This is a genomic window from Streptomyces sp. NPDC104307 (genome assembly GCF_055584045.1).
In genome coordinates this window covers 33617-58826 of record NZ_JBVJMU010000026.1, presented here as the reverse complement: position 1 = coordinate 58826, position 25210 = coordinate 33617, and the positions used below count along the sequence as shown (strand labels likewise).

The window sequence follows — 25210 nt, the reverse complement described above, 5'->3', positions numbered from 1 at the left end:
CCCTTACAGCTTCATCAGGCTGGCGTCGTCGACCGAGGCCGAGTGGCGGGAACGGAACAGCGACACGATGATCGCGAGCCCGACGACGACCTCCGCGGCGGCGACGACCATCGTGAAGAAGGCGATGATCTGGCCGTCGAGGTTGCCGTGCATGCGGGAGAAGGTGACGAACGCGAGGTTGCAGGCGTTGAGCATCAGCTCCACGCACATGAACACCACGATCGCGTTCCGCCTGATCAGCACTCCGGACGCGCCGATGGTGAACAGCAGTGCGGCGAGATAGAGGTAGTTGACCGGGTTCACTTGGCGACCTCCTCCTCTTCTTCTGCGGTGTCCCGGCCGAGCCGTTCGCCGGAGCGCTGCTCCAGCGCCTTGAGCTCGGCCAGCGACTCGTTGGACACATCGCGCATCTGGCCGCGCTTGCGCAGCGTCTGCATCACGGTGAGTTCGGACGGGGTGCCGTCGGGGAGCAGACCGGCGATGTCCACGGCGTTGTGCCGGGCGTAGACGCCGGGGGCGGGCAGCGGCGGCAGGTGGCTGCCGCGTACGCGGTCCTCGGACATCTCCCGCTGGGTCTTGGCCCGTTCGGTGCGCTCGCGGTGCGTGAGCACCATCGCGCCGACGGTCGCGGTGATCAGCAGGGCGCCGGTGATCTCGAAGGCGAAGACGTACTTGGTGAAGATGAGGCTGGCGAGCCCCTCCACGTTTCCGCCGTGCTCGGCGTTGGCGGTGCCGAGCCCGTTGAAGCTGTTCAGCGAGGCGTTGCCGATGCCGGCGATCAGGAGGACGCCGAAGCCGAGGCCGCAGCCGATGGCCAGCCAGCGCTGGCCCTTGAGGGTCTCCTTGAGGGAGTCCGCCGCCGTGACGCCGACGAGCATGACCACGAAGAGGAACAGCATCATGATCGCGCCGGTGTAGACGACGACCTGGACGATGCCCAGGAAGTACGCCCCGTTGGCGAGGTAGAAGACCGCCAGGATGATCATGGTTCCGGCGAGGCTGAGCGCACTGTGCACGGCCCTCCTCATCAGGACGGTGGACAAGGCGCCGATCACGGCGACGGTGCCGAGCACCCAGAACTGGACGGCCTCGCCCGTGGACGTCTGGGAGGCCGCTGCGGCCAGGCCGGTCATGCGTCCACCTCCGAGCCGTTGCTCTCGTGCGCGTCCTCTGCGGGCTTCTCGCCCTTGGAGACGGCGACCTGACGCTCCGTACCGGGGGCGACCTCGGTCACCAGGCCCCGGTAGTAGTCCTGTTCGTCCGTGCCGGGGAAGATCGCGTGCGGGCTGTCGACCATGCCTTCCTCCAGGCCCGCGAGCAGCTCGTCCTTGGTGTAGATGAGGCTCTCGCGGGTGGTGTTGGCGAGCTCGAACTCGTTGGTCATCGTCAGCGCCCGGGTCGGGCAGGCCTCGATGCACAGTCCGCACAGGATGCAGCGCGCGTAGTTGATCTGGTAGACGCGGCCGTAGCGCTCCCCCGGGGAGTAGCGCTCCTCCTCGGTGTTGTCCGCGCCCTCTACGTAGATCGCGTCCGCCGGACAGGCCCAGGCGCACAGCTCGCAGCCGATGCACTTCTCCAGGCCGTCCGGATGGCGGTTGAGCTGGTGCCGGCCGTGGAAGCGCGGCGCCGTCACCTTCGGCGTCTCCGGATACTGCTCGGTCAGCCGCTTCTTGAACATGGCCTTGAAGGTCACGCCGAAGCCGGCCACCGGATTCTGGAACTTGTCCTCCGAGGACTGCGGGGACTGGGCGGACCCGCCGGCCCCCGAACCCCCGGAAGCCACGCTCGACCCCGTCGGCCCGGCGGCCTTCGGGGGCCTCTCGGACCCCCGCGACTCAGGCAGTTCAGACATGGTCGGCCTCCTTTCCGTCACTCGGATTTCCGTCACTCTGAGTATCCACCCCGCCACTGACAACGAGCTCGCGCTCACGGCGCGGCACTCGCCTCGGCACCGGCGGCAGGCTCTGTCCGGGCAGTGGCGGCACCGGGAATCCGCCCGCCATTGGGTCGAACGCGGGCTCCGGTTCCCGTTCCGCCTCGGCGGCCCGGCCCTTCTTGTCGCGGAACATGTCGACGACGAAGGAGATCAGCAGGATCGCGATCACGGCCCCGGCCACGTAGAGCAGGATCTTCGAGTAGTCGTAGCCCTCGTTGCGCAGCGCCCGCACCGTGGCGACCAGCATCAGCCAGACCACGGAGACCGGGATCAGGACCTTCCAGCCCAGCTTCATCAGCTGGTCGTAGCGGACGCGGGGCAGCGTGCCGCGCAGCCAGATGAAGAAGAACAGCAGCAGCTGGACCTTGAGGACGAACCAGAGCATCGGCCACCAGCCGTGGTTCGCGCCCTCCCAGAAGGTGCTGATCGGCCACGGGGCCCGCCAGCCGCCCAGGAACAGGGTGATGGAGACCGCGGAGACGGTGACCATGTTGACGTACTCGGCGAGCATGAACATCGCGAACTTGATGGACGAGTACTCGGTGTTGAAGCCGCCGACCAGGTCGCCCTCTGACTCGGGCATGTCGAACGGGGCGCGGTTGGTCTCACCGACCATCGTGATGATGTAGATGATGAACGAGACCGGCAGCAGCAGGATGAACCAGCGGTCCTGCTGCGCCTCCACGATCTTCGAGGTCGACATCGACCCGGAGTAGAGGAACACCGAGGCGAACGCGGCGCCCATCGCGATCTCGTAGCTGATCATCTGCGCGCACGAGCGCAGACCGCCGAGCAGTGGGTACGTCGATCCGGAGGACCAGCCCGCCAGCACGATGCCGTAGATCCCGACCGAGGCGACCGCGAGGACGTAGAGCATCGCGATCGGCAGGTCGGTGAGCTGCATCGCCGTACGGTGGCCGAAGATCGAGACCTCGTTGCCGGACGGGCCGAACGGGATCACCGCGATCGCCATGAACGCCGGTACGGCGGCGACGATCGGGGCGAGGATGTAGACGACCTTGTCCGCCCGCTTGACGACCAGGTCCTCCTTGAGCATCAGCTTGATGCCGTCGGCCAGCGACTGGAGCATGCCCCAGGGGCCGTGCCGGTTGGGACCGATGCGCAGCTGCATCCAGGCGACGACCTTGCGCTCCCACACGATGGAGAAGAGCACGGTCACCATCAGGAACGCGAAGCAGAAGACCGCCTTGACGACGACGAGCCACCAGGGGTCGGTGCCGAACATCGACAGGTCCTCGGCGGCGAGCACCGCGCCGTGCGGGGCCGCGGCCAGTTGAGCGAGGGCAGTCACGCTCGCACCTCCGGTGTCTCGTCGGGAGTACCCGGTGCGGCGGGACCGATCCGCACCAGACCGCCGGGCTGGGCGCCGGTGGTGGCCGGCACGCCCCGTCCGGTGGAGTTCAGCGGCACCCAGACCACCCGGTCCGGCATGTCGGTGACCTGGAGCGGGAGTTCGACGCTCCCGGCCGGTCCGCTGACGGCCAGCAGGTCGCCGTCCTTGACGCCGGTCTCGGCGGCGGTGACGGCGGAGAGCCGGGCGACGGCGGCGTGCCGCGTCCCGGCCAGCGCCGTGTCACCCTCCTGGAGCCGGCCCAGGTCGAGCAGCATCCGGTGGCCCGCGAGGACCGCCTCGCCGTCGCCGGGCCTGGGCAGCGGCTGGGACGCCGCACGCGGGTCGTCCGCGTGCGCGCCCTGCCACCCGCCGAGCCGGTCCAGCTCGCGGCGGACCGACTTGAGGTCCGGCAGCGCGAAGTGGACGTCCATGGCGTCGGCCAGCATGTGCAGCACCCGGGCGTCGCCCGGCGCGAGGGTCCGGGTCATCTGCTCCGGCTTGAGCGCGGCCTCGAACATCCGCGCCCTGCCCTCCCAGTTGAGGAAGGTGCCGGACTTCTCCGCGACCGCGGCCACCGGGAACACCACGTCGGCGCGGTCCGTGACCTCGCTGGGGCGCAGCTCCAGCGAGACCAGGAAGCCGACCCGGTCCAGGGCCTCCAGGGCCACGGCGGGATCGGGCAGGTCCGCGGTCTCGACCCCGGCGACGAGCAACGCGCCCAGTTCACCGGAGGCCGCGGCCTCGATGATCTGGCCGGTGTCGCGGCCGAACCGGGACGGGAGTTCGGCGACGCGCCACAGGGCCGCCACCTCGTCCCTGGCCCTCGGGTCTGTGGCCGGGCGGCCGCCGGGCAGCAGCGACGGGAGCGCGCCCGCCTCCACCGCGCCGCGCTCGCCGGCCCGGCGCGGAATCCACACCAGGGTGGCGCCGGTGGCGGTGGCGGCCCGTACCGCGGCGCTCAGCCCGCCCGGTACTCCGGCCAGCCGCTCCCCCACCACGATCAGGGCGCCTTCGCCGCGCAGCGCCTCGGCCGCGGCGGCTCCGTCACCGTCCAGGCCGACGCCGCCCGCGATCGCGTCCAGCCACTCCGTCTCGGTACCGGGGGCGGCCGGCAGCAGGGTGCCGCCCGCCTTGGTGAGCCCTCGGGTGGCGTGCGAGGCGATCCCGAAGGTCCGCTGACCGCTCTTGCGGCTGGCCTTGCGCAGCCGCAGGAAGACGCCGGGCGCCTCCTCCTCCGACTCGAAGCCGACCAGCAGCACGGCCGGGGCCTTCTCCAGCGAGGTGTACGTGACCCCGACGCCGTCCAGGTCGCGGCCGCGCCCGGCGACGCGGGCGGCCAGGAAGTCGCCCTCCTCGCTGCTGTGCACCCGGGCCCGGAAGTCGATGTCGTTGGTGTCCAGGGCGATCCGGGCGAACTTGCTGTACGCGTAGGCGTCCTCGACGGTCAGCCGGCCGCCCGTGAGGACCCCGGCCCTGCCGCGGGCGGCGGCGAGCCCGGCGGCCGCCGCTTCCAGCGCCTCCGGCCAGCTCGCCGGCTCCAGCTCACCGGACTCGCCCCGTACCAGCGGGGTGGTGAGCCGGTCGCGCTGCTGGGCGTAGCGGAAGCCGAAGCGGCCCTTGTCGCAGAGCCACTCCTCGTTGACCTCCGGGTCGTTGGAGGCGAGCCGCCGCATGACCTTGCCGCGCCGGTGGTCGGTCCGCGTCGCGCAGCCGCCGGCACAGTGCTCGCACACCGAGGGCGAGGACACCAGGTCGAAGGGGCGGGAGCGGAACCGGTACGCCGCCGAGGTCAGCGCCCCGACCGGGCAGATCTGGATGGTGTTGCCGGAGAAGTAGGACTCGAACGGGTCGCCCTCGCCGGTGCCGACCTGCTGGAGTGCGCCGCGCTCGATCAGCTCGATCATCGGGTCGCCCGCCACCTGGTTGGAGAACCGGGTGCAGCGCGCGCAGAGCACGCACCGCTCACGGTCCAGCAGCACCTGGGCGGAGATCGGGACGGGCTTCTCGAAGGTGCGCTTCTTCCCGTCGAAGCGGGAGTCGGCGCCGCCGTGCGACATCGCCTGGTTCTGCAGGGGGCACTCGCCGCCCTTGTCGCAGACCGGGCAGTCCAGCGGGTGGTTGATGAGCAGGAGCTCCATCACCCCCTTCTGGGCCTTCTCCGCGACGGGCGAGGTGATCTGCGACTTGACGACCATGCCGTCGGTGCAGGTGATGGTGCAGGACGCCATCGGCTTGCGCTGGCCCTCGACCTCGACGATGCACTGGCGGCAGGCGCCGGCCGGGTCGAGGAGCGGGTGGTCGCAGAAGCGCGGGATCTCGATGCCGAGGAGTTCGGCGGCCCGGATGACCAGGGTGCCCTTGGGCACGCTGATCTCGATGCCGTCGATGGTCAGCGTGACGAGGTCCTCGGGCGGGAGAGCCGCCTCGCCGCCCCCGGAGGGCGCACTCGTGGTGACTGTCATGCGTTCACCCCCCGGTGAGCGTTCTTGTCGTCTTTGTCGTCGGCCCAGACGGTCGACTTGGCGGGATCGAAGGGGCAGCCCTGGCCCGTGATGTGCTGCTCGTACTCCTCGCGGAAGTACTTGAGCGAGGAGAAGATCGGTGAGGCGGCGCCGTCACCGAGGGCGCAGAACGACTTGCCGTTGATGTTGTCGGCGATGTCGTTCAGCTTGTCCAGGTCGGACATCTGCCCCTTGCCGGCCTCGATGTCGCGGAGCAACTGGACGAGCCAGTAGGTGCCTTCGCGACAGGGCGTGCACTTGCCGCAGGACTCGTGGGCGTAGAACTCGGTCCACCGGGTGACGGCCCGCACCACGCAGGTCGTCTCGTCGAAGCACTGGAGCGCCTTGGTGCCGAGCATGGAACCGGCGGCGCCGACGCCCTCGTAGTCGAGGGGCACGTCGAGGTGTTCTTCGGTGAACATCGGGGTGGAGGAGCCGCCCGGGGTCCAGAACTTGAGCCGGTGGCCGGGGCGCATGCCGCCGCTGATGTCGAGGAGCTGGCGCAGGGTGACGCCGAGCGGGGCCTCGTACTGGCCGGGTCCCGCGACGTGTCCGCTGAGCGAGTAGAGCGTGAAGCCCGGGGACTTCTCGCTGCCCATCGACTTGAACCAGTCCTTGCCCTTGTTCAGGATCGCGGGAACCGAGGCGATGGACTCGACGTTGTTCACCACAGTGGGGCAGGCGTACAGACCGGCGACCGCGGGGAAGGGCGGCCGCAGCCGGGGCTGGCCGCGCCGTCCTTCGAGGGAGTCGAGCAGCGCCGTCTCCTCACCGCAGATGTAGGCGCCGGCACCCGCGTGCACGGTGAGTTCCAGATCGAGACCGGAGCCCAGGATGTCCTTGCCGAGATAGCCCGCCTCGTACGCCTCGCGCACGGCCTCGTGCAGCCGCCGCAGTACGGGGACGACCTCGCCGCGCAGGTAGATGAAGGCGTGCGAGGAGCGGATCGCGTAGCAGGCGATCACGATGCCTTCGATGAGGCTGTGCGGGTTGGCGAAGAGGAGCGGGATGTCCTTGCAGGTCCCCGGCTCCGACTCGTCGGCGTTGACCACCAGGTAGTGCGGTTTGCCGTCGCCCTGCGGGATGAACTGCCACTTCATCCCGGTGGGGAAGCCCGCGCCGCCCCGGCCGCGCAGACCGGAGTCCTTGACGTAGGCGATGAGGTCGTCCGGGGGCATGGCGAGGGCCTTGCGCAGTCCCTCGTACCCCTCGTGGCGGCGGTAGGTCTCCAGGGTCCAGGACTCGGGCTCGTCCCAGAAGGCGGACAGGACCGGTGCCAGAAGCTTCTCGGGGCTGGTCCCGTTCTTGTCGATTTCGGCGGCCAACGTCATCACTCCCCCTCCTCGGCTGCGGGACCGGCCGGGTGGTCCGGGTCGGATGCCGAGGTCTCTTGTGGTGCGTCGTGGGAGCTGAGGTGTTCGGCACCCTTCTGCGGTTCGTCGCGCGGGGCCGCGTCACGCGGGGCTTCGCCGCGCGGGCTGACCACGCGGGGCTGCGGCGTGGCCTCACCCTTGGCCAGCTTCAAACCGATCAGCGAGGCGGGTCCGGCGCCGCCGGTCGCCTCGACCGCGCCGGGGCGCTCGTCGGGGAAACCGGCCAGTATCCGGGCGGTGTCCTTGTACGAGCACAGCGGGGCGCCGCGGGTCGGCTCGACGGTGCGTCCGGCGATCAGGTCGTCGACGAGCCGCGTCGCGCTCTCGGGCGTCTGGTTGTCGAAGAACTCCCAGTTCACCATCACGACGGGCGCGAAGTCGCAGGCCGCGTTGCACTCGATGTGTTCGAGGGTGACCTTGCCGTCCTCCGTCGTCTCGTCGTTGCCGACGCCGAGGTGCTCCTTGAGCCGGTCGAAGATCGCGTCGCCGCCCATCACCGCGCAGAGCGTGTTGGTGCAGACGCCGACCTGGTAGTCGCCGCTGGGCCTGCGCCGGTACATCGAGTAGAAGGTGGCGACCGCGGTGACCTCTGCGGTGGTGAGGCCGAGCTGCTCGGCGCAGAACGCCATGCCCGTACGGGAGACGAACCCCTCCTCCGACTGCACCAGGTGCAGCAGCGGGAGCAGCGCGGAGCGGCTGCCGGGGTAGCGGGCGATCACCTCCTTCGCGTCCGCTTCGAGCCTGGCGCGCACCTCGGCCGGGTAGGCGGGGGCGGGGAGCTGCGGCATCCCCAGACTGACTTCGCTGCGTGCTTCGGTCACCGGTCGACGCCTCCCATCACGGGGTCGATGGACGCGACGGCGACGATGACGTCAGCGACCTGGCCGCCCTCGCACATCGCCGCCATGGCCTGGAGGTTGGTGAAGGACGGGTCGCGGAAGTGGACCCGGTAGGGGCGGGTGCCACCGTCGGAGACGACGTGCACGCCGAGTTCGCCCTTGGGCGATTCGACGGCGGTGTACGCCTGCCCGGCGGGGACCCGGAATCCCTCGGTCACCAGCTTGAAGTGGTGGATCAGGGCCTCCATGGAGGTGCCCATGATCTTCCTGATGTGGTCGAGCGAGTTGCCGAGTCCGTCCGGTCCGAGCGCGAGCTGCGCGGGCCAGGCGATCTTCTTGTCGGCGACCATGACCGGTCCCGGCTCCAGCCGGTCGATGCACTGCTCGATGATCCGCAGCGACTGCCGCATCTCCTCAAGACGGACGAGGAAGCGGCCGTAGGAGTCGCAGCTGTCGGCCGTGGGGACGTCGAACTCGTAGTCCTCGTACCCGCAGTAGGGATCGGTCTTGCGCAGGTCGTGCGGGAGTCCGGCGGAGCGCAGGACGGGACCGGTGGCGCCGAGCGCCATGCAGCCGGTCAGGTCGAGGTAGCCGACGTCCTGCATGCGGGCCTTGAAGATGGGGTTGCCGGTGGCGAGCTTGTCGTACTCCGGCAGGTTCTTCTTCATGGTCTTCACGAATTCGCGCAGGTGGTCGACCGTGCCCGGCGGCAGGTCCTGGGCGAGCCCGCCGGGCCGGACGAACGCGTGGTTCATCCGGAGTCCGGTGATCAGCTCGAAGAGGTCGAGAACGAGTTCACGATCGCGGAAGCCGTAGATCATGATCGTCGTGGCGCCGAGCTCCATGCCGCCGGTGGCGATGCACACCAGGTGCGAGGAGAGCCGGTTGAGCTCCATCAGCAGCACGCGCAGGACGGTCGCCCGGTCGGGGATCTGGTCCTCGATGCCGAGGAGCTTCTCCACCCCCAGGCAGTACGCCGTCTCGTTGAAGAACGGCGTGAGGTAGTCCATGCGCGTGACGAAGGTGGTGCCCTGCGTCCAGTTCCGGAATTCGAGGTTCTTCTCGATGCCGGTGTGGAGGTAGCCGATGCCGCAGCGGGCCTCGGTGACGGTCTCGCCGTCGATCTCCAGGATCAGCCGGAGCACCCCGTGCGTGGACGGGTGCTGGGGGCCCATGTTGACGATGATGCGCTCGTCGTCGGACTTGGCCGCCGATTCGACGACCTCGTCCCAGTCGCCGCCGGTGACTGTATATACAGTCCCCTCGGTCGTGGCCCTGGGCGTTGCGTGGGGAGTGGTCATCAGGAGTACGACCTCCGCTGGTCCGGAGCCGGGATCTGGGCGCCCTTGTACTCGACGGCGATGCCGCCGAGCGGGTAGTCCTTGCGCTGCGGGAAGCCCTGCCAGTCGTCCGGCATCATGATCCGGGTGAGGGCGGGATGCCCGTCGAAGACGAGCCCGAAGAAGTCGTACGTCTCGCGCTCGTGCCAGTCGTTGGTCGGGTAGACCGCGACGAGCGACGGGATGTGCGGATCGCTGTCCGGCGCGGACACCTCCAGCCGGATGAGCCGGCCGTGGGTGAGCGAGCGCAGGTGGTAGACGGCGTGCAGCTCGCGCCCCTTGTCACCGAGGAAGTGGACGCCGCTCACCCCCGTACAGAGCTCGAAGCGCAGTGCCGGGTCGTCGCGCAGGGTCTTCGCGACGGTGGGCAGGTGCTCGCGGGCGATGTGGAAGGTGAGCTCGTCGCGGTCCACGACGGTCTTCTCGATGGCGTTGTCCGGGAGGAGACCCTGTTCCTCCAGGGCCCCTTCGAGCTCGTCGGCCACCTCGTCGAACCAGCCGCCGTACGGGCGCGAGGTGGCGCCCGGCAGCGTGACGGTACGGACGAGCCCGCCGTAGCCGGAGGTGTCGCCGCCGTTGTTGGCGCCGAACATGCCCTTGCGTACGCCGATGACCTCGCCGGTCTCGTCGCGCGGGGAGGGGACGCCGTTGGCGCCGGGCTCCTGCTCGCTCATCGAAGCAGCCCCTTCATCTCGATCAGGGGCAGTGCGTTGAGCGCCGCTTCCTCCGCCTCGCGGGCGGCCTCCTCCGCGTTGACCCCGAGCTTGGAGCCCTGGATCTTCTGGTGGAGCTTGAGGATCGCGTCGATCAGCATCTCGGGACGCGGCGGGCAACCCGGCAAATAGATATCAACCGGCACAATATGATCAACACCCTGAACAATGGCGTAATTATTGAACATCCCGCCCGATGACGCGCAAACCCCCATGGAGATGACCCACTTGGGGTTCGGCATCTGGTCGTAGACCTGCCGCAGGACGGGCGCCATCTTCTGGCTGACCCGTCCCGCCACGATCATCAGGTCCGCCTGCCGCGGCGATCCGCGGAAGACCTCCATCCCGAACCGGGCCAGGTCGTAGCGACCTGCCCCGGTCGTCATCATCTCGATGGCGCAGCAGGCGAGGCCGAAGGTGGCCGGGAAGACGGAGGACTTCCGTACCCAGCCGGCGGCCTGCTCGACAGTGGTCAGCACGAAGCCGCTGGGCAGCTTCTCTTCGAGTCCCATAAGTGCCCCTCAGCCCCTCAGTCCCATTCCAGGCCGCCCCGACGCCACACATACGCGTAGGCGACGAAGACGGTGAGCACGAAGAGCAGCATCTCGACGAGCCCGAAGATCCCCAGGGCGTCGAAGGTGACCGCCCAGGGATAGAGGAAGACGATCTCGATGTCGAAGACGATGAAGAGCATCGCCGTCAGGTAGTACTTGATCGGGAAACGGCCGCCTCCGGCTGGAGTGGGGGTGGGTTCGATACCGCACTCGTACGCTTCCTGCTTCGCCCGGTTGTAGCGCTTGGGGCCGATAAGCGTGGCGCTGACCACGGAGAAGATCGCAAACCCCGCCCCGAGGGCGCCGAGCACGAGGATGGGCGCGTAGGCATTCACGCTCCTCGCTCCTTCCAGTCGTCCTTGACCGTTGGACCGCATCGGGCGATCTGGCTCGCCACCTCACCAAGATCGTGCACATGTGAGGCAGTTCACAAGCCCGACTGCCCCGCATCCTATGCCCGCCGTCCTGTGATCTGCGACACGGGGTACGACAACGCCTTTGTGATCTCCACCACCTGACGAACGATCATGAAGTCGGATGAGCGGTGATCTTCATACACGAAGCGGCCGAGTGATCACGAGACGTGACATCCGGTGCCGTCATGGCTGGTCAAAGAGGTGTTGCCCTATCAAGAGATGGTGGCTACAGCAAAATTGGCGATGGACGCGATGCGGTGATATAGGGATCTGCCCCACTCTGGGTACGGGGGCGGGCCACCGAGGTCGCCGGAGGGCGGCCAGAGGGCCGCCGGGGAGAGGGCCGGGGGTCGCCCCGAGATGACGCGATGAACGAAACGCAAGCATCCGGACATCAATCCACTACCGGCCACTTTCGGGCGAATGGGTCATCGCGCACGCCCAGTTCAGCACCCGCTCCACACCTCTCGCGCGAGGCGCTCGTATGCCCATCACGCCGAGACCATGCTGTGACCTGCGTCACTCAACCATCGCCGCCACACAAGCGGGCTTGGCCAACGGTGTGAACGGATGGTAAGTGACGGGCAATTCGGGCGTATTGCCGAAAACCCGTGATCACAGCCGTGATCACGTCTGCCCGATTTGCCCGTTAGGGCGTCAATAAAGGCCGCCGGAAAGCGGATTCACAGATTCCGGACGTAACTGTGTCGCAACACACGTTTCTTGATGGGACCCCTGGGGCCCTGATAGCGCTAGTACCCATGTCCCACACCGCTCTCATACCCAGCCACCGGAAGCCCCGCCAGAGCGCCTCGAAGACGGCGCTGCGGGCCGGAGTTGCCGGTGGCGTCCTCAGCACCATCGCGGTCGCAGGCGCTGCCGGTCCGGCCCAGGCCGAGCCGGTGACCCAGACCATCGAGATGCCCACCATCACGGCCGGCCTCTCCACCACCGTCGCGGCGTCCGCGGAGGCCACGCAGCAGGTCGCCCTCGACCTGGAGACGCAGGCCAGCGAGGACGCGGCAGCCGCTACCGCTGCCAAGGCCGCCAAGAAGGCCAAGGCAGAGGCCGTCCGCAAGGCAGAGGCCAAGAAGAAGGCCGAGGCCGCCGCGAAGGCAGAGGCAGAGGCCAAGGCGGAGGCCGCCGAGCGCGCCTCCCGCTCCACCGAGCGCACGACGCTCAGCGCCCCCTCGGGCTCCTCCTCTTCCGGCTCCTCGGTGTCGACCGCCTCCGCACCGGCCTCCTCCTCCGCATCGGGCTCCGCGGCCTCGGTCGTCTCGTTCGTGCAGATGCAGGTGGGCGACGCGTACGTGTCCGGCGGCACCGGCCCCAACTCCTGGGACTGCTCCGGCCTCGTCCAGGCCGCGTTCCGCACGGTGGGCGTCGACCTGCCGCGCGTCTCGCAGAGCCAGTCGACCGCGGGCACCCAGGTCGGGCTCGGCAACCTCCAGCCGGGCGACATCCTGTACTGGGGCGGCGCGGGCAGCGCGTACCACGTCGGGGTCTACGTGGGCGGCGGCCAGTTCGTCGGCGCGCAGAACTCCTCGACCGGCGTGGTGCAGCGCCCGCTGGACTACGACATGCCGACGGGCGCGGTCCGCGTCCTCTGATTCGGATCACCTGAGTTCACGGATTCACAAGCGCCTCGGCGCACCTCGAATGGCCGTCGCTCCCCCGCTCGGGAGCACGGCCGTTCGGCGTTTCCGGGGGCCGTCTCCGGCGGGAACCCGACGTCACCGCCGCTGGGCGACGCTGACGTCGGGAACCTGCCGGACACCGGCCGCACGCGCTTGTGAACTGGAGCGAACAGCCCAGCCCGCGAGCACAGGACGGCCCACCATGCCCGGCACAGCCACCGCCACCACCGACACCCCGCCCCGCACGCCCTTACGCGGCCGGTGGGCCGTGTCCGCGATGACGCTGGCCCTCTTCGCCATCGTCACCACCGAGATCCTGCCGATCGGCCTCCTCACCCCGATCGGGGCCGAGTTCGGCGTCGCGGACGGCACGGCGGGCCTGATGATGACGATGCCCGGCCTCCTCGCCGCCGTCGCCGCCCCGACGGTGACCCTCGCGACGGCCCGCGTCGACCGCAGGCTGATGCTCTGCGCCCTGGTCCTGCTGCTCGCGGTGGCCAACTTCCTCACCGCCGCCGCGACGGCCTACTGGCTGGTGCTGGTCGCCCGGGTGCTCGTCGGCATCACCATCGGCGGCTTCTGGTCGATCGGCGTCGGGCTGGCAGGCCGCCTGGTCGGCCCCGCGTCGGCCGGACGGGCGACGGCGGTCGTCTTCGCGGCCGTCCCCCTCGGTTCGGTCCTCGGCGTCCCCGCCGGCACACTCGTCGGCGATCTGGCGGGCTGGCGCACCGCGTTCGCCGCGCTGGGGCTGCTGAGCACCGGCGCACTGGCCCTGCTGCTCCTGACGCTCCCCGCCCTGCCCCCGGCCGAGATCACCCGCCCCTCGGTGCTCCGCGCCCTGCTGCGCACCACGGGCACCCGGTACGCGCTGCTGATGACGTTCCTCATCGTCATGGCGCATTTCGCCACGTACACCTACGTAACCCCCTTTCTCCACCAGGTCACCGGCACCGATCCGGCCCGGATCACCGGGTACTTGCTGATCTACGGCGCCGCCGGGGTGGCCGGCAACTTCATCGGAGGCGCACTGGTCACCCGCGCGCCCCGCCTCGCCTTCGGCGCGGCCGCCGCGACGATCGCCGCCGCGACCGCCCTGCTCCCCGTCCTGGGCCGCACCGACGCGGGCGCCCTCGCGCTGCTCGTCGTCTGGGGACTCGGCTACGGCGCGGTCCCGGTCTGCTCCCAGACCTGGTTCGCCCGCGCGGCCCCCCAGGCACCCGAGGCCGCCACGGTCCTGTTCACCGCGTCCTTCCAGGCAACCCTCGCCGCCGGCGCGCTGACGGGCGGCGCGGTCGTCGACCACACCTCACTCGGGACGGTCATGTGGTGCGGGGCGGGGGTGGCGGGGGTGGTGGTAGCCGTAACGGCGGCGGCCCCGCAGGACGAACTCCCCGGCACGGACGCGGGCCGCCGCTTCCGTGCACGGGCTCAATGACCACGGATGGCGACGGCGACCGGGCCGTCATGGCCACATATTCGGAAGGGCAACACCGGCGGCCTCGCCTCCCACCGCTGCTACTCGCACACATGGGCGGCGACGCAACACCACCGCCGGAAGGCGCCGACCTCGGCCTATCCGCGTAGCAGGTTCTTGACCGCTGATGGGCCGGTGAAGCCGGTGGCGAGTGCGTCCATGAGTACCTCGTCGCACACTTCACCGAGCCAGTACCCGGCCTGTCTCAGGGTGCCGGCGCGCTGGAATCCGGCTCGTTCGTAGGCATGGATGCCGGCGGCGTTGGGGGCGAGGACTTTGAGCCAGACCATGCGCAGGTTGGTGATGTGAAAGGCGTAGTCGAGGGTCAGTCTGGTGGCCTGGGTGCCCAGGCCACGGCCGCGCGCCTCGGGGCCGAGCATGACGAGGTACTCGGCGGTACGCACGGAGTCGTCGGGCAGCAGGGTGGTGACGCCGACCGGGACAGGGGTCTCCTCGGCGGTGTCGTAGACCGTGAAGCGGATGTTGCTGCCGCTGAGCTGGGCCGCCATGCCCTCGGTTCGCGCTTGCAGGGACTGGGGGCTCTGGCGCCCGTAGCCGACCAGGAGCCCGGGGTCCTGTTCCCAGCGCCAGTAGGTCTCCAAGAGGTCAGGCCGGTAGGGGCCGAGGGCGCAGGTCTCGGTGGTGATCCACAGGATCGGCTCAGGGGCGCTGATGGCGGGCTCCGAGGGTGAGGACGGGTGTGTATGCCCGGGTGGACGACGGTTCGGCAACGGGGCGTTCGTCGACAGTCTGCACCCAGGCGTGCAGCCGGACCGGGTCAGCGGCGACGCCGTGGCACCAGGTGACATGGAGTCGGCGTGCCGCCAGCAGCACAACGACGGCAGCGGACTCCTCCAGGCAGGCCGTTCGCCCCGGTGACCACCATGCCGCTGCCCGGACTGCGTTGACTGCGGCGAGAGCTGCCGAGGGTGTGGCGGGGCGGCGAGAGGTTGACGCCACGACGGCGACGAGCCGGACGATACGGAGCATGGCCTTGCCGGCTGCTCCGGCATGCTTGACCGCGAACACGAGAGCCAGGGCAGCACCTGCGGCAAGTTTCGCGGGCAGCGAGGTGCGCTGCGGGCGCTGCAGACCGGCCTGGTGCTCGATGCCGCCCCAGCTCGCTCCGGGCGTACTGGCCGCAACCACCTTCCTCCAGGGCACGGGGACCGTTGCGGGAGTCAGCAGCCCGCCGGTGATCAAGGCACGGGACAGGGCCACGGGCATCGTGTCGAGCCGCCCGGTCCGCGCGGCGTCTACCCAGTGGGCTGCTGCGGAGGGCAGCAGGCACCGAACCTGTCCGTCGCAGTAGTCGATGAGGACCATGACGTGCCCGAAGTCGACGGACCGGACCGTGCTTCGGGCTGCGGCGAACAGCGGGATGTCAGCCATGGTGCGCCTTGGCGGAGCGGCCCCAGGCGGAGAGGGGGGTCCGGTGGTGTGCGCGGAGCCATGCCTCGGCAGACAGGGCCTGCTCGATCGATGCCAGCGGTGCCGGGATGCCGGCGGCAGCCTCTCGGAGTCTGGTGCGGAAGCGGCCTGGGTCGATGAGACCTAGCTCGGCGAGGTGGCCGTCCGCCAGGTCCAGGAGGTCAAGGAGGTTGGCGCGCATCCCGGTGAAGTGGTCGGCTTCGAAGCTGCCCTTGGTGTCGCGTGCCGCAACAGTGTCGGGAAGCAGGTCCGTCATCGCGGCGCGAAGTACCGGCTTGTAGGAATAGATGGCGGGACGCTGTTCCAGCGGCACCGTCAGCATCGCTGTCACCACCTGCGGGTCGAGGAAGGGGTTATGCAGACCGACGCCGCAGGATGCGGCCAGGGCAGCGTCAGCTGTAGCACTACGAGCAATCTCACGGACCTCGTCCGCCAGGGCACGGATGGAGCCGTCCAGTCCCGGCAGCAGGTCCTCTGCTCGGGCCGCCTCGTCGGCTGCGTCGGCCAGGAGATGTCGTGCGGCGGAGGTGGCCCAGGAGGGAAACGGCACAAGCGGGAACCAGCACACTCGACCTTGGTCGTGCCGGTCAGGTGCTCCAACATCCCGGGCCAGCTGCCGCAGGGCTTCATGCCGGGGGAGACGGGCCGCCCGGTGGGCATCACGCAGCAGCGAGAGCGGAGTGCCGTGCCTCAGCCGCGCCCAGCCGAGGGCCTCGCCGGCCGCCTGCCGCCAGCGGCGGTGGCGGATCAGGTCGGCAAGGTGGAGTGGCGGCTGGAACAGGACGCTGTCGCCGCCGTCACCGGTCAGGTGCGTACGCGTGCCCAGATGCGTACGCATCCACCGCATCTGGCCGATGAGCCGGGCCCTGGTCAGAGTGGACGGCACCGGCTCGTCGGTGGCCGGCACCGTGGTGATCGCGGTGTAGGGAAGATGCTCGGTCCCCAGCGGTAGTTGAAGGTGAACCATACGGTTCTCGTTGGCCACGGCAGTCAGACGCGCATAGCGCAGATCGGCACCCTCAAGGTCGCCGTCCGGATGGACAGTGACAGCGGGAAGCTGCTTGCCGACCGGCAGGGCCTGCGCCGCCAGGACGGCGATCGAGGTGGAGTCGAGCCCGCCGGACAGATCGCAGGACAGAGCCGGGTCAGCGGTTACCCGCAGCGACACGGCTGCAGCCAGGACCTCACGCAGTCGACGCGGTGCGGGCAGACCGGACACCGGAGCTGGATGCCAGGTCATGGTGCAACCGAACGGCCGCATATCAGGGGGCAGTACGATCCGGCTGCCCGGCGGCAACTGCTTCACGCCGCTGAAGAAGGTGTGATCCCCGGCCAGGGCGGGCACGGAGGGCAGCAGGATCGAGGACACCAGCCGCCCCGGGTCGACACCTGCTCCTTGCAATGCTGCGAGGAGGCGGCTTGAGGTACACCACGCCCAGCCCTCGCGAAAACGCATGGCGTAAACGGGATACGCGGAGGCCGGGTCAGTGTGGATCAGGATGGCGTCCTCACGTTCTTCGACGACCGCGTAGGCCCCGGGCCAGCGCCAGGCCACATCGTCAGGCAGGGGATGGTCGAGGAGGTCGTCCAGGTCAGCGCGCGAGGCGCCGCAAAGGCCGAGGACGATGATGCGTCGGCGCCCTGTCCTGGCTCTGACCACGCGGGCGGAGACACCGAGACCCTGTACGCACCAGGTCCTCACGTCGGCGGATACGGGCTGGGACCCGGTCGGCCGCGGGCCGGTGCCAATCGGTGTGCTGAATCCTCCGAAGATCACGGCATCCTCCGTGCGAAGTGGGCAGACGAGGACGGGAACAGGGGGCGGCGGCACCCGCGACCGGGCTCACCGCCCCCGCGCGGCTCATCAGTTGTAGGCGCGACGCTTGTCCTCGCTGCTGCCCTGGCCCTGTCCCTCGGTCAGGGTCGCGGCGTCGCCGATCTCCACGAGCAGCGGTTCCTCGGTTGTGGCCTGGTCGGTGCTGGACAGTTCGTCCATCGGATTCCCCTTCTCGGCAGGTGTCTCTGCCACCTGGGCACTGACGCCTGGGCGGCTGCTGGACTACTTCTATGACACCGCCCGCCTGCACGGTCCGACAGATCTGCAGTTGGGGACTTCGTAGAACTCAAGGGTGGGACCGGACTGGGACTCTGCTGGTATTCAGGCAGCTCAGGGGGCAGCCAGGAGATCGAGGATGGCTTGGCGGTAGACCGCGTACACCTGGGGCAGTTCGGCAAGGCTGGCTCGTTCGTCGATGCCATGCAGGCCCTCGTAGGGCACGCCGAAACCGGCGGTGGCCGGAATTCCGTCACCATGTCCGGCCAGCAGGTTGCCAATGTTCGAGGGGCCTGCGACCTTCGCCCGCACCGGCAGTCCCATGGCGTTCGCCGCAGCCATCAACGCGGCAACGGGCTGCTCGTCGGGCTGCAGCTGAAAGGCAGGCCAGCATGCCATCGGCGTTACCGCTGTGGGCGTCGGCTCGGGGAACTCGGCATCAAGTCCGGCTGCGGCCTTGCGGACCAGTGTCTCAGCGGCCTCGGCATCAAACCCGGGAGTCGTACGCACGTCCACGTTCAGCTCACACCGATCCGCGGTGACGGAAAAGCCCTCACCGCCCCGGATAGCGGTCACGCTCAGCTTGGCCGACAACGGAAATCCCGACCCGTCGCCCGGGGTGGCCGGCAGGTCGGCCTCCTCCAGCAGCTGAACCAGGCGGGCGGCACGGGAGATCGCGCTGACCACCGTGCGTCTGGACCCGGAGTGCCCGGCGGGGGCGTGCACTGCGATCACGGCCCGCCATAGCCCGCGCCCGCCGACGACGACCTCGTCCAAGCCGGGATAGCCGATCATCACCCCGGCCGGGCGCTCAGCACTGGGGTCGGCCAGGTATGCGCGAGCACCGCCGAAGCCACCGGTGTGCTCATCGACATCGAGCAGCACCGCCAGGCCCCCCTTCAGCCTGCTGGCATTGCGATGCAGGTCGGCTGCGATGTGACAGAACACGGAGGCAGCCAGCTTCGAGTCGGCCGCCCCTCTGCCCCTCAACCACTGACCGGATACGTCACCGATCGTGGGCGGGAACGACCACGCGCTCTCGTCTCCGAACGGCGCAGTGTCGACGCATGCGTCCAGGGCCCACCACCGGCCGGGCCGGCCACCGGCGATCTCCACGAGCAGTCCGACGAGCTGCCCCTGATCGTCGTACAAGCGCCGATGCGGCAGTGAACGCCCCGTTAGCCAGGACTCCAGAACGGCCAGGACGGGAGCGTAATCGTCGATGCCGCCACGGCTCGGCCGCCGGATCAACTCCTGGGCCAAGTCGACTACCGAAGAAGCCTGTTCAGCAGCTTCGGCGCCCAAGTTGTTCCTCATGCTTCTCCTCGCCTCAGCATTCGGCCTGCCGCAAAGGCAGTGCTCGCACAGCCTCCACCGTCTCCACCAGCCGGGCGGACGCACAGGCCTCTCGACCATGCTGGACCAACCCCACCGCCGCCTCGCGGCCCAGCAGGACCCCACAGTCGAAGCCTTCAGCACCATGGAAGCTCGGCAGCGGCACTACGGCCTCGCTCTCGGAGGCCACGAAAAAGCGTTCCATCGCCGACAGCGGCTCCACCAGCCCGATATGCAGCGTCTTGACTCCGTTACGGCGCTCCAACGGATCACGCAGCTCCAACAACCGCACCAAGTGCTCGGAAAGAGCCCGATGATGCGGCGGACCGTAGAGCACCCGGTAATGCACCAGATCGGCCTGCTCGGCCACCGCCCTCTCGATAGCCGCCAAATAGACCCCCTCCCGGCTGCGGCTGCCCGTCACCACGAGCCTCTCCCGCGCTCCAGCCACCACGTCGACCATGGCCGCGATGAGATCGGTGTACCTGGTCAGCACCCGGACAACGACATCGGTACCCGACGCCTCCAGAACACTGATGCTGCCGAGCCCGTCCTGGTGAGTGAAGAGAACCCCCGACGGCTGGCCGTACAACTCGCACAATCCCGCACGGTTCTTGATCCCGGTGCGCCTTCGGCCCGACTCCCAGGCACTGAGCAGACTCGCATCGGTTGCACCACCTGTGACCGCATTGAGCTGCTCCGCAGCCTCTTCCAACGTCAGATTGCGAGCTAAGCGAGCACGCCGCAGCGCCGACCTCGCTCCCGCTGTCCCACTCGTCATAGCCCCACCCCACGCCATCGCGGGTTGCCCCTGCCGTTGCCGTTCCTGGCCCACCACTGCGAACATTCCCAGCGGGAGCCGCTTCAACAGCCTGCCGTGTGACCGGCTCGGTCAGCCGGCGAATCACCGTGTCGGGGCCTCAGCCGGTTCGACGAGGACGAACCAGACCGTCTTGGCGTTCCGCACCCGCCCGCCGCGCGTCGTGGTGCCCCACCGGTCGGTCAGGCTCTCGACGATGACGAGCCCGCGCCCGTTCTCCCCGTGGGGCGCGGCACTCGGTTTCGGCAGCCGGCCGGGGTCGTCGTCGGTCACGTAGACCATGACCTGACGCCGGTTCACCGTCACGTCGACCCGGATGCGCGCCGACCGCGTATGGCAGTGCGCGTTGGACACCACCTCGCTGACGCACAACCGGGCGTCGTCGACCAGTCCGGGGTGCTCTGTGGTGTGCAGCAGCGTCCCCACGAAATCCCGGGCGACGCGGGGTGCGGTGGGGCTGTTCGGTGCGATCAGCCGGTATCGCTCGCCGCGCTGCGGGAGGTACGGGGCGGGCGGGGGCGGGACGGTTACGGGGGTCATGACGCGGTCTCCCTACGGGTGCGGGTCTCCGGTACGTGGCCGGGCCGTTCCGGCGCACCGTGGCATCGGCCGGGCCCCGGGCAAGGTGAACTCGCGTAAGGGTGGCTGCACTTCGGAGCACCGATCCGTTTCCGGTCGACATCTGGAAACGTTAGGGGCCATACATGTACCGGTGCAAGACTGTCCCTCTCGTTTCATACCCAGGGGTGACCCCGTCGCACAGCAGCAAGGGCCCTGCGAGACTGCACACGCGAACAGGAGAAGGTGACATGCCGCCAAGGGATAACCCGACCGCACGCCAGGCCCGCTTGGGCAGCGAACTGCGCAGGCTCCGCGAACGCGCGGGCAGAACTGCCCGCGAGGCAGCCGGGCGCATCAACACCGACCAGGCCAGGATCAGCCACATCGAGGCAGGTCGCAGCGGCATCGGCGAGGAGCGGATCCGTCGGCTCGCGAGTTTCTACACCTGCGACGACGAATCACTGATCGAGGCGTTGTGCGCCATATCCCGAGAGCACCGGGGCCAGTTCTGGTGGGACGAATACCGGGGCACCCTCGCACCCGGATTCCTGAACATCGCTGAGCTTGAGCACCACGCGGACCACCTGCGGTGCCTCCAGGCCATGACGCTGCCAGGACTGCTGCAGACTCCGGAGTATTCCCGGGCCCTGTTCGAGGGGGTGCTCCCCAGGCTTCCCGAAGACGAGGTGGCGGCGCGGGTCGAACACCGCATGCGCAGAGCATCGGTGCTCGATCGCGACGCTCCACCCGAGTTCGAGGCCATCGTGCACGAGGCAAGCCTGCGGGTGCGGGTCGGCGGCCGCAAGGTAGCGCGCGGTCAGCTTGAGCGTCTGCTCGATGCGACGGACCGGCCGGCCGTAACGGTGCGAGTGATCCCCTTCGCGAGCGACCAGTTCGTCGAGGTCACACAGACCGTGCTCTACGCGGGCGGGGTGGTGCCCCAGCTGGACACCGTGCACATCGACGCACCCTTCGGGGGCGTCCAGTTGGACGCGACAGCCGATCTCCACCGATACCGGATGCAGCTCGACTTCGCGCGGCAGGTCTCGTTGGCACCCGAGGAGTCGCGCAGCTTCATTCACCACATCGCACGGGACCTGTGATAATCCGCAGCATGAACACAGAGATCGAGTGGCAGAAGTCGTCCTTTTCCGGGGGCGGCGGAGAGCAGTGCGTCGAGGTTGCCCAGCACGCCGAGCAGATCCTGATGCGCGAGAGCGACGATCCCAGCGCGGTGACCACCACGAGCCGGGCCAAGTTCGCCGCGTTCATCAAGGGCGTCAAGGCAGGCGAGTTCGACCACTTCGCCCAGTAGGACCCTTCAGCCACATCGCCCGCGCGAGAGCCCCCGGCCAGCGGCCGGGGGCTCTCGCGCGTTTCCAACTACATACATGCCCCGGGGCATGGTTGCGCCGTGTGGTCATGTGACGCTACCGTCACCGTACGTCGCCACCCCGGCCGAGCGCACCGCTCCCCCGCACCGGGCGACGCAGTAACTCCCCCTGCGTACAGGCCCATTGAGGGCCACCCGCAACTTCCGCGCGCCCACACGCTGTGATCGGACGGTCGACCATGCGTACGTCACCCCGCCCCACCTCCGTGGAGGCCCGCGTCCAGCGCGGCTTCCGGTTCGAAGTACTCCGGTACGGACCCGCGACCGGCTTCGTACCGGAACTGGTCGACCTCCGCGTCCTGCCCGGCCCGCGCGAGGCGATCCGCATCATCCGCGTCCAGCTCCGCGCCAGCCACGTACTCGGGCTGACCCCGCGCGAGGCGGCGCGGGCGCTCTACTGGGCGGACCAGGGCGGCTGGGTCCAGGCGCTCGGGGCGCTGCATCGCGGCGAGCCGTGCGGGTTCACGCTGTTGCTCCGCAAGGGGCGCCATATCGAGTGGCACGTGCGCCCCCTGCTCCACCTGACCCTCACGCCCCCGGCGCTCAGTGCGCGATGCCGTCGATCAGTTCACGCGCGCCCTGACGCAGCAGGCTGACGGCGACGGAGGTGCCGAGGGTGGCCGGGTCGAGCGGGCCCGCTCCCCAGCGGGAGCGGGGGCGGCCGGTGGTGGTTCCTCGAATGCAATCCGAACGGGCAGTGGGCATGCGTCAACGAGCCTACGATCCGAGCCATCGCGAGCGCGCTCGCTGACATCCTCCAGAAGGGCGCCCACACATGACCCCTGAGAACTCCGCGACTCTGCGCCGTCGCCTCGTCGAACAGCTCGTCAACGAGGACCTGCTGCACGACTCGGACGTGCTCCGCGCGGCCCGGATCGTCCCGCGCGAGACGTTCCTCGGCAGCGCGGTCTACGTGCCGAGCGATCCGCCGGATGTCACCGTGTGGACGCCTACCCGGCGCGCCGATGTCCCTGCCGAGGAGTGGATGCGCCTCACCTACCGGAACACGACGTGGGTGACGCAGATCGACGGTGTACTCGCGGAGGACGCCACCGGGCCGGTCACCGGCGGCACGCCGACGTCGTCCTCGACCCTCCCCGGGCTGATCCTCTGGATGATCGAGCAGGCCCGGCTCGCCGCCGGCACGCGGGTCCTGATCATCGGCGCCGGTACGGGGCTGTCGACCGCCTACGTGTGCGAGATCGCGGGCGAGGGCCGGACCACCGCGATCGAGACCGACCCCGGCGTGGCCGAGCGCGCCCGCAAGGCCCTCGCCGCGGCCGGGCACACACCGACCCTGGTCACGGGTGACGGGCTGCGCGGACATCCCGACCGGGCCCCGTACGACGTCGTCCTCGCGTTCTGTTCCATGCGCCATGTCCCGTACGGCCTGCTCCGGCAGGTCGAGGAAGGGGGCACTCTGCTCGTCACGCTGGGCGGGTGGGGCGGCGGTCAAGGTCTGGTGCTGCTCACTGTCGACGGCGAAGGCGGAGCGACCGGCGGGTTCCTGCCCGGGTGCACCTCGTTCATGATGGCCCGCACGCACGACCGTCCCCCGCACGGCCTCGTCGAGCTGCTGCCGGGCGGACAGCGGCGGAGCAGGATCGACCCCGCCCTCCTCGACGACTGGACCGGCTGCTTCGTCGCACAGCTCGCCGCGCCGTCGGCCGAACGGCTCGGCACCGGGCACGAGCAGATCCTGCTCGACATCGCCACGGGCTCGCAGGCGCGGACCATGGTGGCCGAGGACGGCGACGGATGGACGGTGATCCAGCGCGGCCCGCTCGGGCTGTGGGACGCCGTCGAGGACGCGGTTGCCCTTTGGCAGGCCCATGGCTCGCCTCACCTGTCCGAGTTCGGTATGACGATCACCCCGCGCGCCCAGCGGGTGTGGCTGGGGTCTCCGGACGGCCCCGGCTGGACGCTGCCCGTCTAAGGGCCGTCCCGCAGACCCCGCCCGCACCGGAGACGTACCGACCACCACAGACTTCAGCCGCGCCCCTCAGCGGGAGGCCGCTGCCTGCGGGTTTCCCGATTCGGCCGCGCGGCGGTATTCGGCGTTGATGCGCTGGGCTTCTTCGAGCTGGTCTTCGAGGATGACGATGCGGCAGGCGTCCTCGATCTTCGTGCCACGGTCGACGAGCTCACGGGCTCGGGCGGCGATGCGCAGCTGGTAGCGGGAGAAACGGCGGTGGCCGCCGTCCGAGCGCAGCGGGGTGATCAGCCGGTTCTCGCCGAGGGCGCGGAGGAAGGCGGCGGTGGTGCCGAGCATGTCGGCGGCCCGGCCCATGGTGTAGGCGGGGTAGTCGTCATCGTCGAGGGTGTCGGCGGGGCGGGGACTGTGAGGGGGCATAGCACCTCTTCTTTCGGGGACATGTCCGAGGGGCCCGAGTGCCTTGCGGCATTCGGGCCCCGAGCTTTCAACACCATCTACCGGCTGACTGCGCCGGCCATCTTGTTCCGCTTGTCCGCCTGGGAGGGCAGAGGTGCGGGGATCGCATATGCGTGACCGGGGACCACCTTCCGTTCTGGGGCCTGCGGTACCCGAGTGGCGCTTCTTCCCACCCGGGCGATCCTGATGGCGTCTGCTCCTTACCTCGTTCGAAACATCGGTCGTTACTGCGGGTCCTGCGGTACTGCGTGCGGCCCCTGGGGCCGCTCGGCCCGGCTGTCAGTGAGGGAACCCACCGTTTCCGGCTCCGCCACTCCACCGCCGTTCCGCATCCTGTTCTGGTCCTGCACGCACGGCAGTTCGTGTCTGCCGTGCCGTCTTTTCCGTCCTGGCTACGAGGAAAACACTACTCACGCCGAAAGCCGGATGTCTACTCCCGCCATGACAGTTTTTCTTCGTTGCGTAGTCAGGGGCTTCCTGCTGTACCCATGTGAGGGAAATTGCTCCACTGTGCGTGTGAAGTCCGGTGGGCCGGGCACTAGCACCCACTCAGCGGCAAAAACCGACGCAGTGGGGTGATCGCACATGAACAGCACAGCGACGACCAGTGCGGCAGAGCCCGCGCCCCTGGTCATCGAGGACGACAGCACGGCGGGCGTGGCTCGCGCCCGCGATGCCGCCCGTACCTTCGCGCACAGTCTTGACCCGGCACTGGAAGCCGAAGCGGCGGACACTCTCGCCCTGGTGGTGTCCGAACTCGCCACCAACGCGGTGCGCCACGGGGGTGGCCGTTACACCCTCCGCCTCTGCGCCACCGCCGACGCGGTGCACGTGGCGGTCAGCGACCCCAGCTCCGTACCCCCGCACGAACGGACCCCTGACCTGAGCGGCGGCACGGGCGGCTTCGGCTGGCACATGGTCCGCCATCTCGCCGACGACGTGACCACGATCCCCGGCCCGGGGCAGGGGAAGACGATCCGCGCCCGCCTCGGCCGGCACCGCGCCACGGAGGGAAGCGCCACCACCGCACAGCGGTCAGCGGCGATCCGCAGCCACTGCCTCTGACACCCGGCGCCCTTGCCGGACGT

Annotated in this window: 25 protein-coding genes and 1 pseudogene; 6 read left to right on the top strand and 20 right to left on the bottom strand. The window is 69.4% G+C overall.

What is annotated here, in order from left to right:
* Window positions 1-3 precede the first annotated feature (3 nt).
* Genes nuoK through ACZ601_RS37350 form a run of 11 tightly spaced genes read right to left on the bottom strand, consistent with a single transcriptional unit; the run spans window position 4 to window position 10945 of the window.
* The gene (nuoK, locus tag ACZ601_RS37400; RefSeq protein ID WP_024493678.1) at window positions 4-303 is read right to left on the bottom strand and encodes an NADH-quinone oxidoreductase subunit NuoK; all 300 of its coding nucleotides are present in this window, start codon (window positions 301-303) and stop codon (window positions 4-6) included.
* The gene (locus tag ACZ601_RS37395) at window positions 300-1133 is read right to left on the bottom strand and encodes an NADH-quinone oxidoreductase subunit J (protein WP_469546272.1); all 834 of its coding nucleotides are present in this window, start codon (window positions 1131-1133) and stop codon (window positions 300-302) included. The genes nuoK and ACZ601_RS37395 overlap by 4 nt, the downstream gene beginning before the upstream one ends.
* Window positions 1130-1852: an NADH-quinone oxidoreductase subunit NuoI gene (nuoI, locus tag ACZ601_RS37390; protein ID WP_469546270.1), complete on the bottom strand. Its 723-nt coding sequence runs from the start codon at window positions 1850-1852 to the stop codon at window positions 1130-1132. Before nuoI ends, ACZ601_RS37395 begins: the two co-directional genes overlap by 4 nt.
* Entirely contained in the window at window positions 1845-3248 is a 1404-nt protein-coding gene (gene nuoH / locus ACZ601_RS37385; protein ID WP_440575277.1) for an NADH-quinone oxidoreductase subunit NuoH, read from the bottom strand. The genes nuoI and nuoH overlap by 8 nt, the downstream gene beginning before the upstream one ends.
* The gene (locus ACZ601_RS37380) at window positions 3245-5752 is read right to left on the bottom strand and encodes an NADH-quinone oxidoreductase subunit G (RefSeq protein WP_469546268.1); all 2508 of its coding nucleotides are present in this window, start codon (window positions 5750-5752) and stop codon (window positions 3245-3247) included. The genes nuoH and ACZ601_RS37380 overlap by 4 nt, the downstream gene beginning before the upstream one ends.
* A complete protein-coding gene (nuoF, locus tag ACZ601_RS37375; RefSeq protein WP_440575279.1) occupies window positions 5749-7125 on the bottom strand; it encodes an NADH-quinone oxidoreductase subunit NuoF in 1377 nt (458 codons plus the stop codon). Before nuoF ends, ACZ601_RS37380 begins: the two co-directional genes overlap by 4 nt.
* Entirely contained in the window at window positions 7122-7952 is an 831-nt protein-coding gene (nuoE, locus tag ACZ601_RS37370) for an NADH-quinone oxidoreductase subunit NuoE (RefSeq protein ID WP_469546338.1), read from the bottom strand. The genes nuoF and nuoE overlap by 4 nt, the downstream gene beginning before the upstream one ends.
* Window positions 7953-7981: 29 nt before the next feature.
* Window positions 7982-9304, bottom strand: a complete 1323-nt coding sequence (locus tag ACZ601_RS37365) for an NADH-quinone oxidoreductase subunit D (RefSeq protein WP_469546265.1) — start codon at window positions 9302-9304, stop codon at window positions 7982-7984.
* Window positions 9304-10017, bottom strand: a complete 714-nt coding sequence (locus ACZ601_RS37360) for an NADH-quinone oxidoreductase subunit C (protein WP_469546263.1) — start codon at window positions 10015-10017, stop codon at window positions 9304-9306. Before ACZ601_RS37360 ends, ACZ601_RS37365 begins: the two co-directional genes overlap by 1 nt.
* A complete protein-coding gene (locus ACZ601_RS37355) occupies window positions 10014-10568 on the bottom strand; it encodes a NuoB/complex I 20 kDa subunit family protein (RefSeq protein WP_024491742.1) in 555 nt (184 codons plus the stop codon). The genes ACZ601_RS37360 and ACZ601_RS37355 overlap by 4 nt, the downstream gene beginning before the upstream one ends.
* 17 nt (window positions 10569-10585) lie before the next feature.
* Entirely contained in the window at window positions 10586-10945 is a 360-nt protein-coding gene (locus ACZ601_RS37350; RefSeq protein ID WP_024491741.1) for an NADH-quinone oxidoreductase subunit A, read from the bottom strand.
* 842 nt (window positions 10946-11787) lie between these two features.
* On the opposite strand from ACZ601_RS37350, the gene ACZ601_RS37345 reads away from it, so the two are divergent.
* Window positions 11788-12636 carry a C40 family peptidase gene (locus ACZ601_RS37345; protein ID WP_469546261.1) on the top strand — a complete coding sequence of 283 codons (849 nt, stop codon included), beginning with the start codon at window positions 11788-11790 and terminating at the stop codon, window positions 12634-12636.
* Between the two features lie 229 nt (window positions 12637-12865).
* A complete protein-coding gene (locus ACZ601_RS37340; protein WP_469546259.1) occupies window positions 12866-14098 on the top strand; it encodes an MFS transporter in 1233 nt (410 codons plus the stop codon).
* Window positions 14099-14235: 137 nt separating this feature from the next.
* Here the strand turns inward: ACZ601_RS37340 and ACZ601_RS37335 are convergent, their stop codons facing one another.
* The 7 genes from ACZ601_RS37335 to ACZ601_RS37305 form a co-directional block, all read right to left on the bottom strand.
* The gene (locus tag ACZ601_RS37335) at window positions 14236-14793 is read right to left on the bottom strand and encodes a GNAT family N-acetyltransferase (protein WP_469546336.1); all 558 of its coding nucleotides are present in this window, start codon (window positions 14791-14793) and stop codon (window positions 14236-14238) included.
* 4 nt (window positions 14794-14797) lie between these two features.
* Window positions 14798-15529, bottom strand: coding sequence for a lasso peptide biosynthesis B2 protein (locus ACZ601_RS37330; protein ID WP_469546256.1), 732 nt, complete (start codon window positions 15527-15529; stop codon window positions 14798-14800).
* On the bottom strand, window positions 15522-17345 hold the full coding sequence (locus ACZ601_RS37325) for an albusnodin/ikarugamycin family macrolactam cyclase (protein ID WP_469546254.1): 1824 nt from the start codon (window positions 17343-17345) through the stop codon (window positions 15522-15524). Before ACZ601_RS37325 ends, ACZ601_RS37330 begins: the two co-directional genes overlap by 8 nt.
* A gap of 87 nt (window positions 17346-17432) precedes the next feature.
* A complete protein-coding gene (locus tag ACZ601_RS37320) occupies window positions 17433-17564 on the bottom strand; it encodes an albusnodin family lasso peptide (RefSeq protein ID WP_469546252.1) in 132 nt (43 codons plus the stop codon).
* 171 nt (window positions 17565-17735) lie between these two features.
* Window positions 17736-18938 (bottom strand): M20 family metallopeptidase, encoded by a 1203-nt coding sequence (locus ACZ601_RS37315; protein WP_469546250.1) that lies wholly within the window; start codon window positions 18936-18938, stop codon window positions 17736-17738.
* 13 nt (window positions 18939-18951) lie between these two features.
* Window positions 18952-19671 carry an XRE family transcriptional regulator gene (locus tag ACZ601_RS37310; protein ID WP_469546248.1) on the bottom strand — a complete coding sequence of 240 codons (720 nt, stop codon included), beginning with the start codon at window positions 19669-19671 and terminating at the stop codon, window positions 18952-18954.
* A gap of 189 nt (window positions 19672-19860) precedes the next feature.
* Entirely contained in the window at window positions 19861-20316 is a 456-nt protein-coding gene (locus tag ACZ601_RS37305) for an ATP-binding protein (RefSeq protein ID WP_469546246.1), read from the bottom strand.
* Between the two features lie 269 nt (window positions 20317-20585).
* On the opposite strand from ACZ601_RS37305, the gene ACZ601_RS37300 reads away from it, so the two are divergent.
* Window positions 20586-21440 carry a helix-turn-helix domain-containing protein gene (locus ACZ601_RS37300; protein WP_469546244.1) on the top strand — a complete coding sequence of 285 codons (855 nt, stop codon included), beginning with the start codon at window positions 20586-20588 and terminating at the stop codon, window positions 21438-21440.
* An 11-nt stretch (window positions 21441-21451) separates the two neighbouring features.
* Window positions 21452-21652, top strand: coding sequence for a DUF397 domain-containing protein (locus tag ACZ601_RS37295; protein ID WP_401457247.1), 201 nt, complete (start codon window positions 21452-21454; stop codon window positions 21650-21652).
* Window positions 21653-22273: 621 nt separating this feature from the next.
* Here ACZ601_RS37295 and ACZ601_RS37290 read toward each other — a convergent pair.
* A pseudogene (locus tag ACZ601_RS37290) lies at window positions 22274-22369 on the bottom strand (hydroxymethylbilane synthase); the annotation flags it as partial.
* 136 nt (window positions 22370-22505) lie between these two features.
* On the opposite strand from ACZ601_RS37290, the gene tgmC reads away from it, so the two are divergent.
* Entirely contained in the window at window positions 22506-23666 is a 1161-nt protein-coding gene (tgmC, locus tag ACZ601_RS37285; protein ID WP_469546240.1) for an ATP-grasp peptide maturase system methyltransferase, read from the top strand.
* A gap of 66 nt (window positions 23667-23732) precedes the next feature.
* Here the strand turns inward: tgmC and ACZ601_RS37280 are convergent, their stop codons facing one another.
* The gene (locus ACZ601_RS37280; protein ID WP_440576326.1) at window positions 23733-24083 is read right to left on the bottom strand and encodes a MerR family transcriptional regulator; all 351 of its coding nucleotides are present in this window, start codon (window positions 24081-24083) and stop codon (window positions 23733-23735) included.
* Window positions 24084-24707: 624 nt separating this feature from the next.
* On the opposite strand from ACZ601_RS37280, the gene ACZ601_RS37275 reads away from it, so the two are divergent.
* A complete protein-coding gene (locus ACZ601_RS37275) occupies window positions 24708-25187 on the top strand; it encodes an ATP-binding protein (RefSeq protein ID WP_469546236.1) in 480 nt (159 codons plus the stop codon).
* The last annotated feature ends 23 nt before the right edge of the window (window positions 25188-25210 follow it).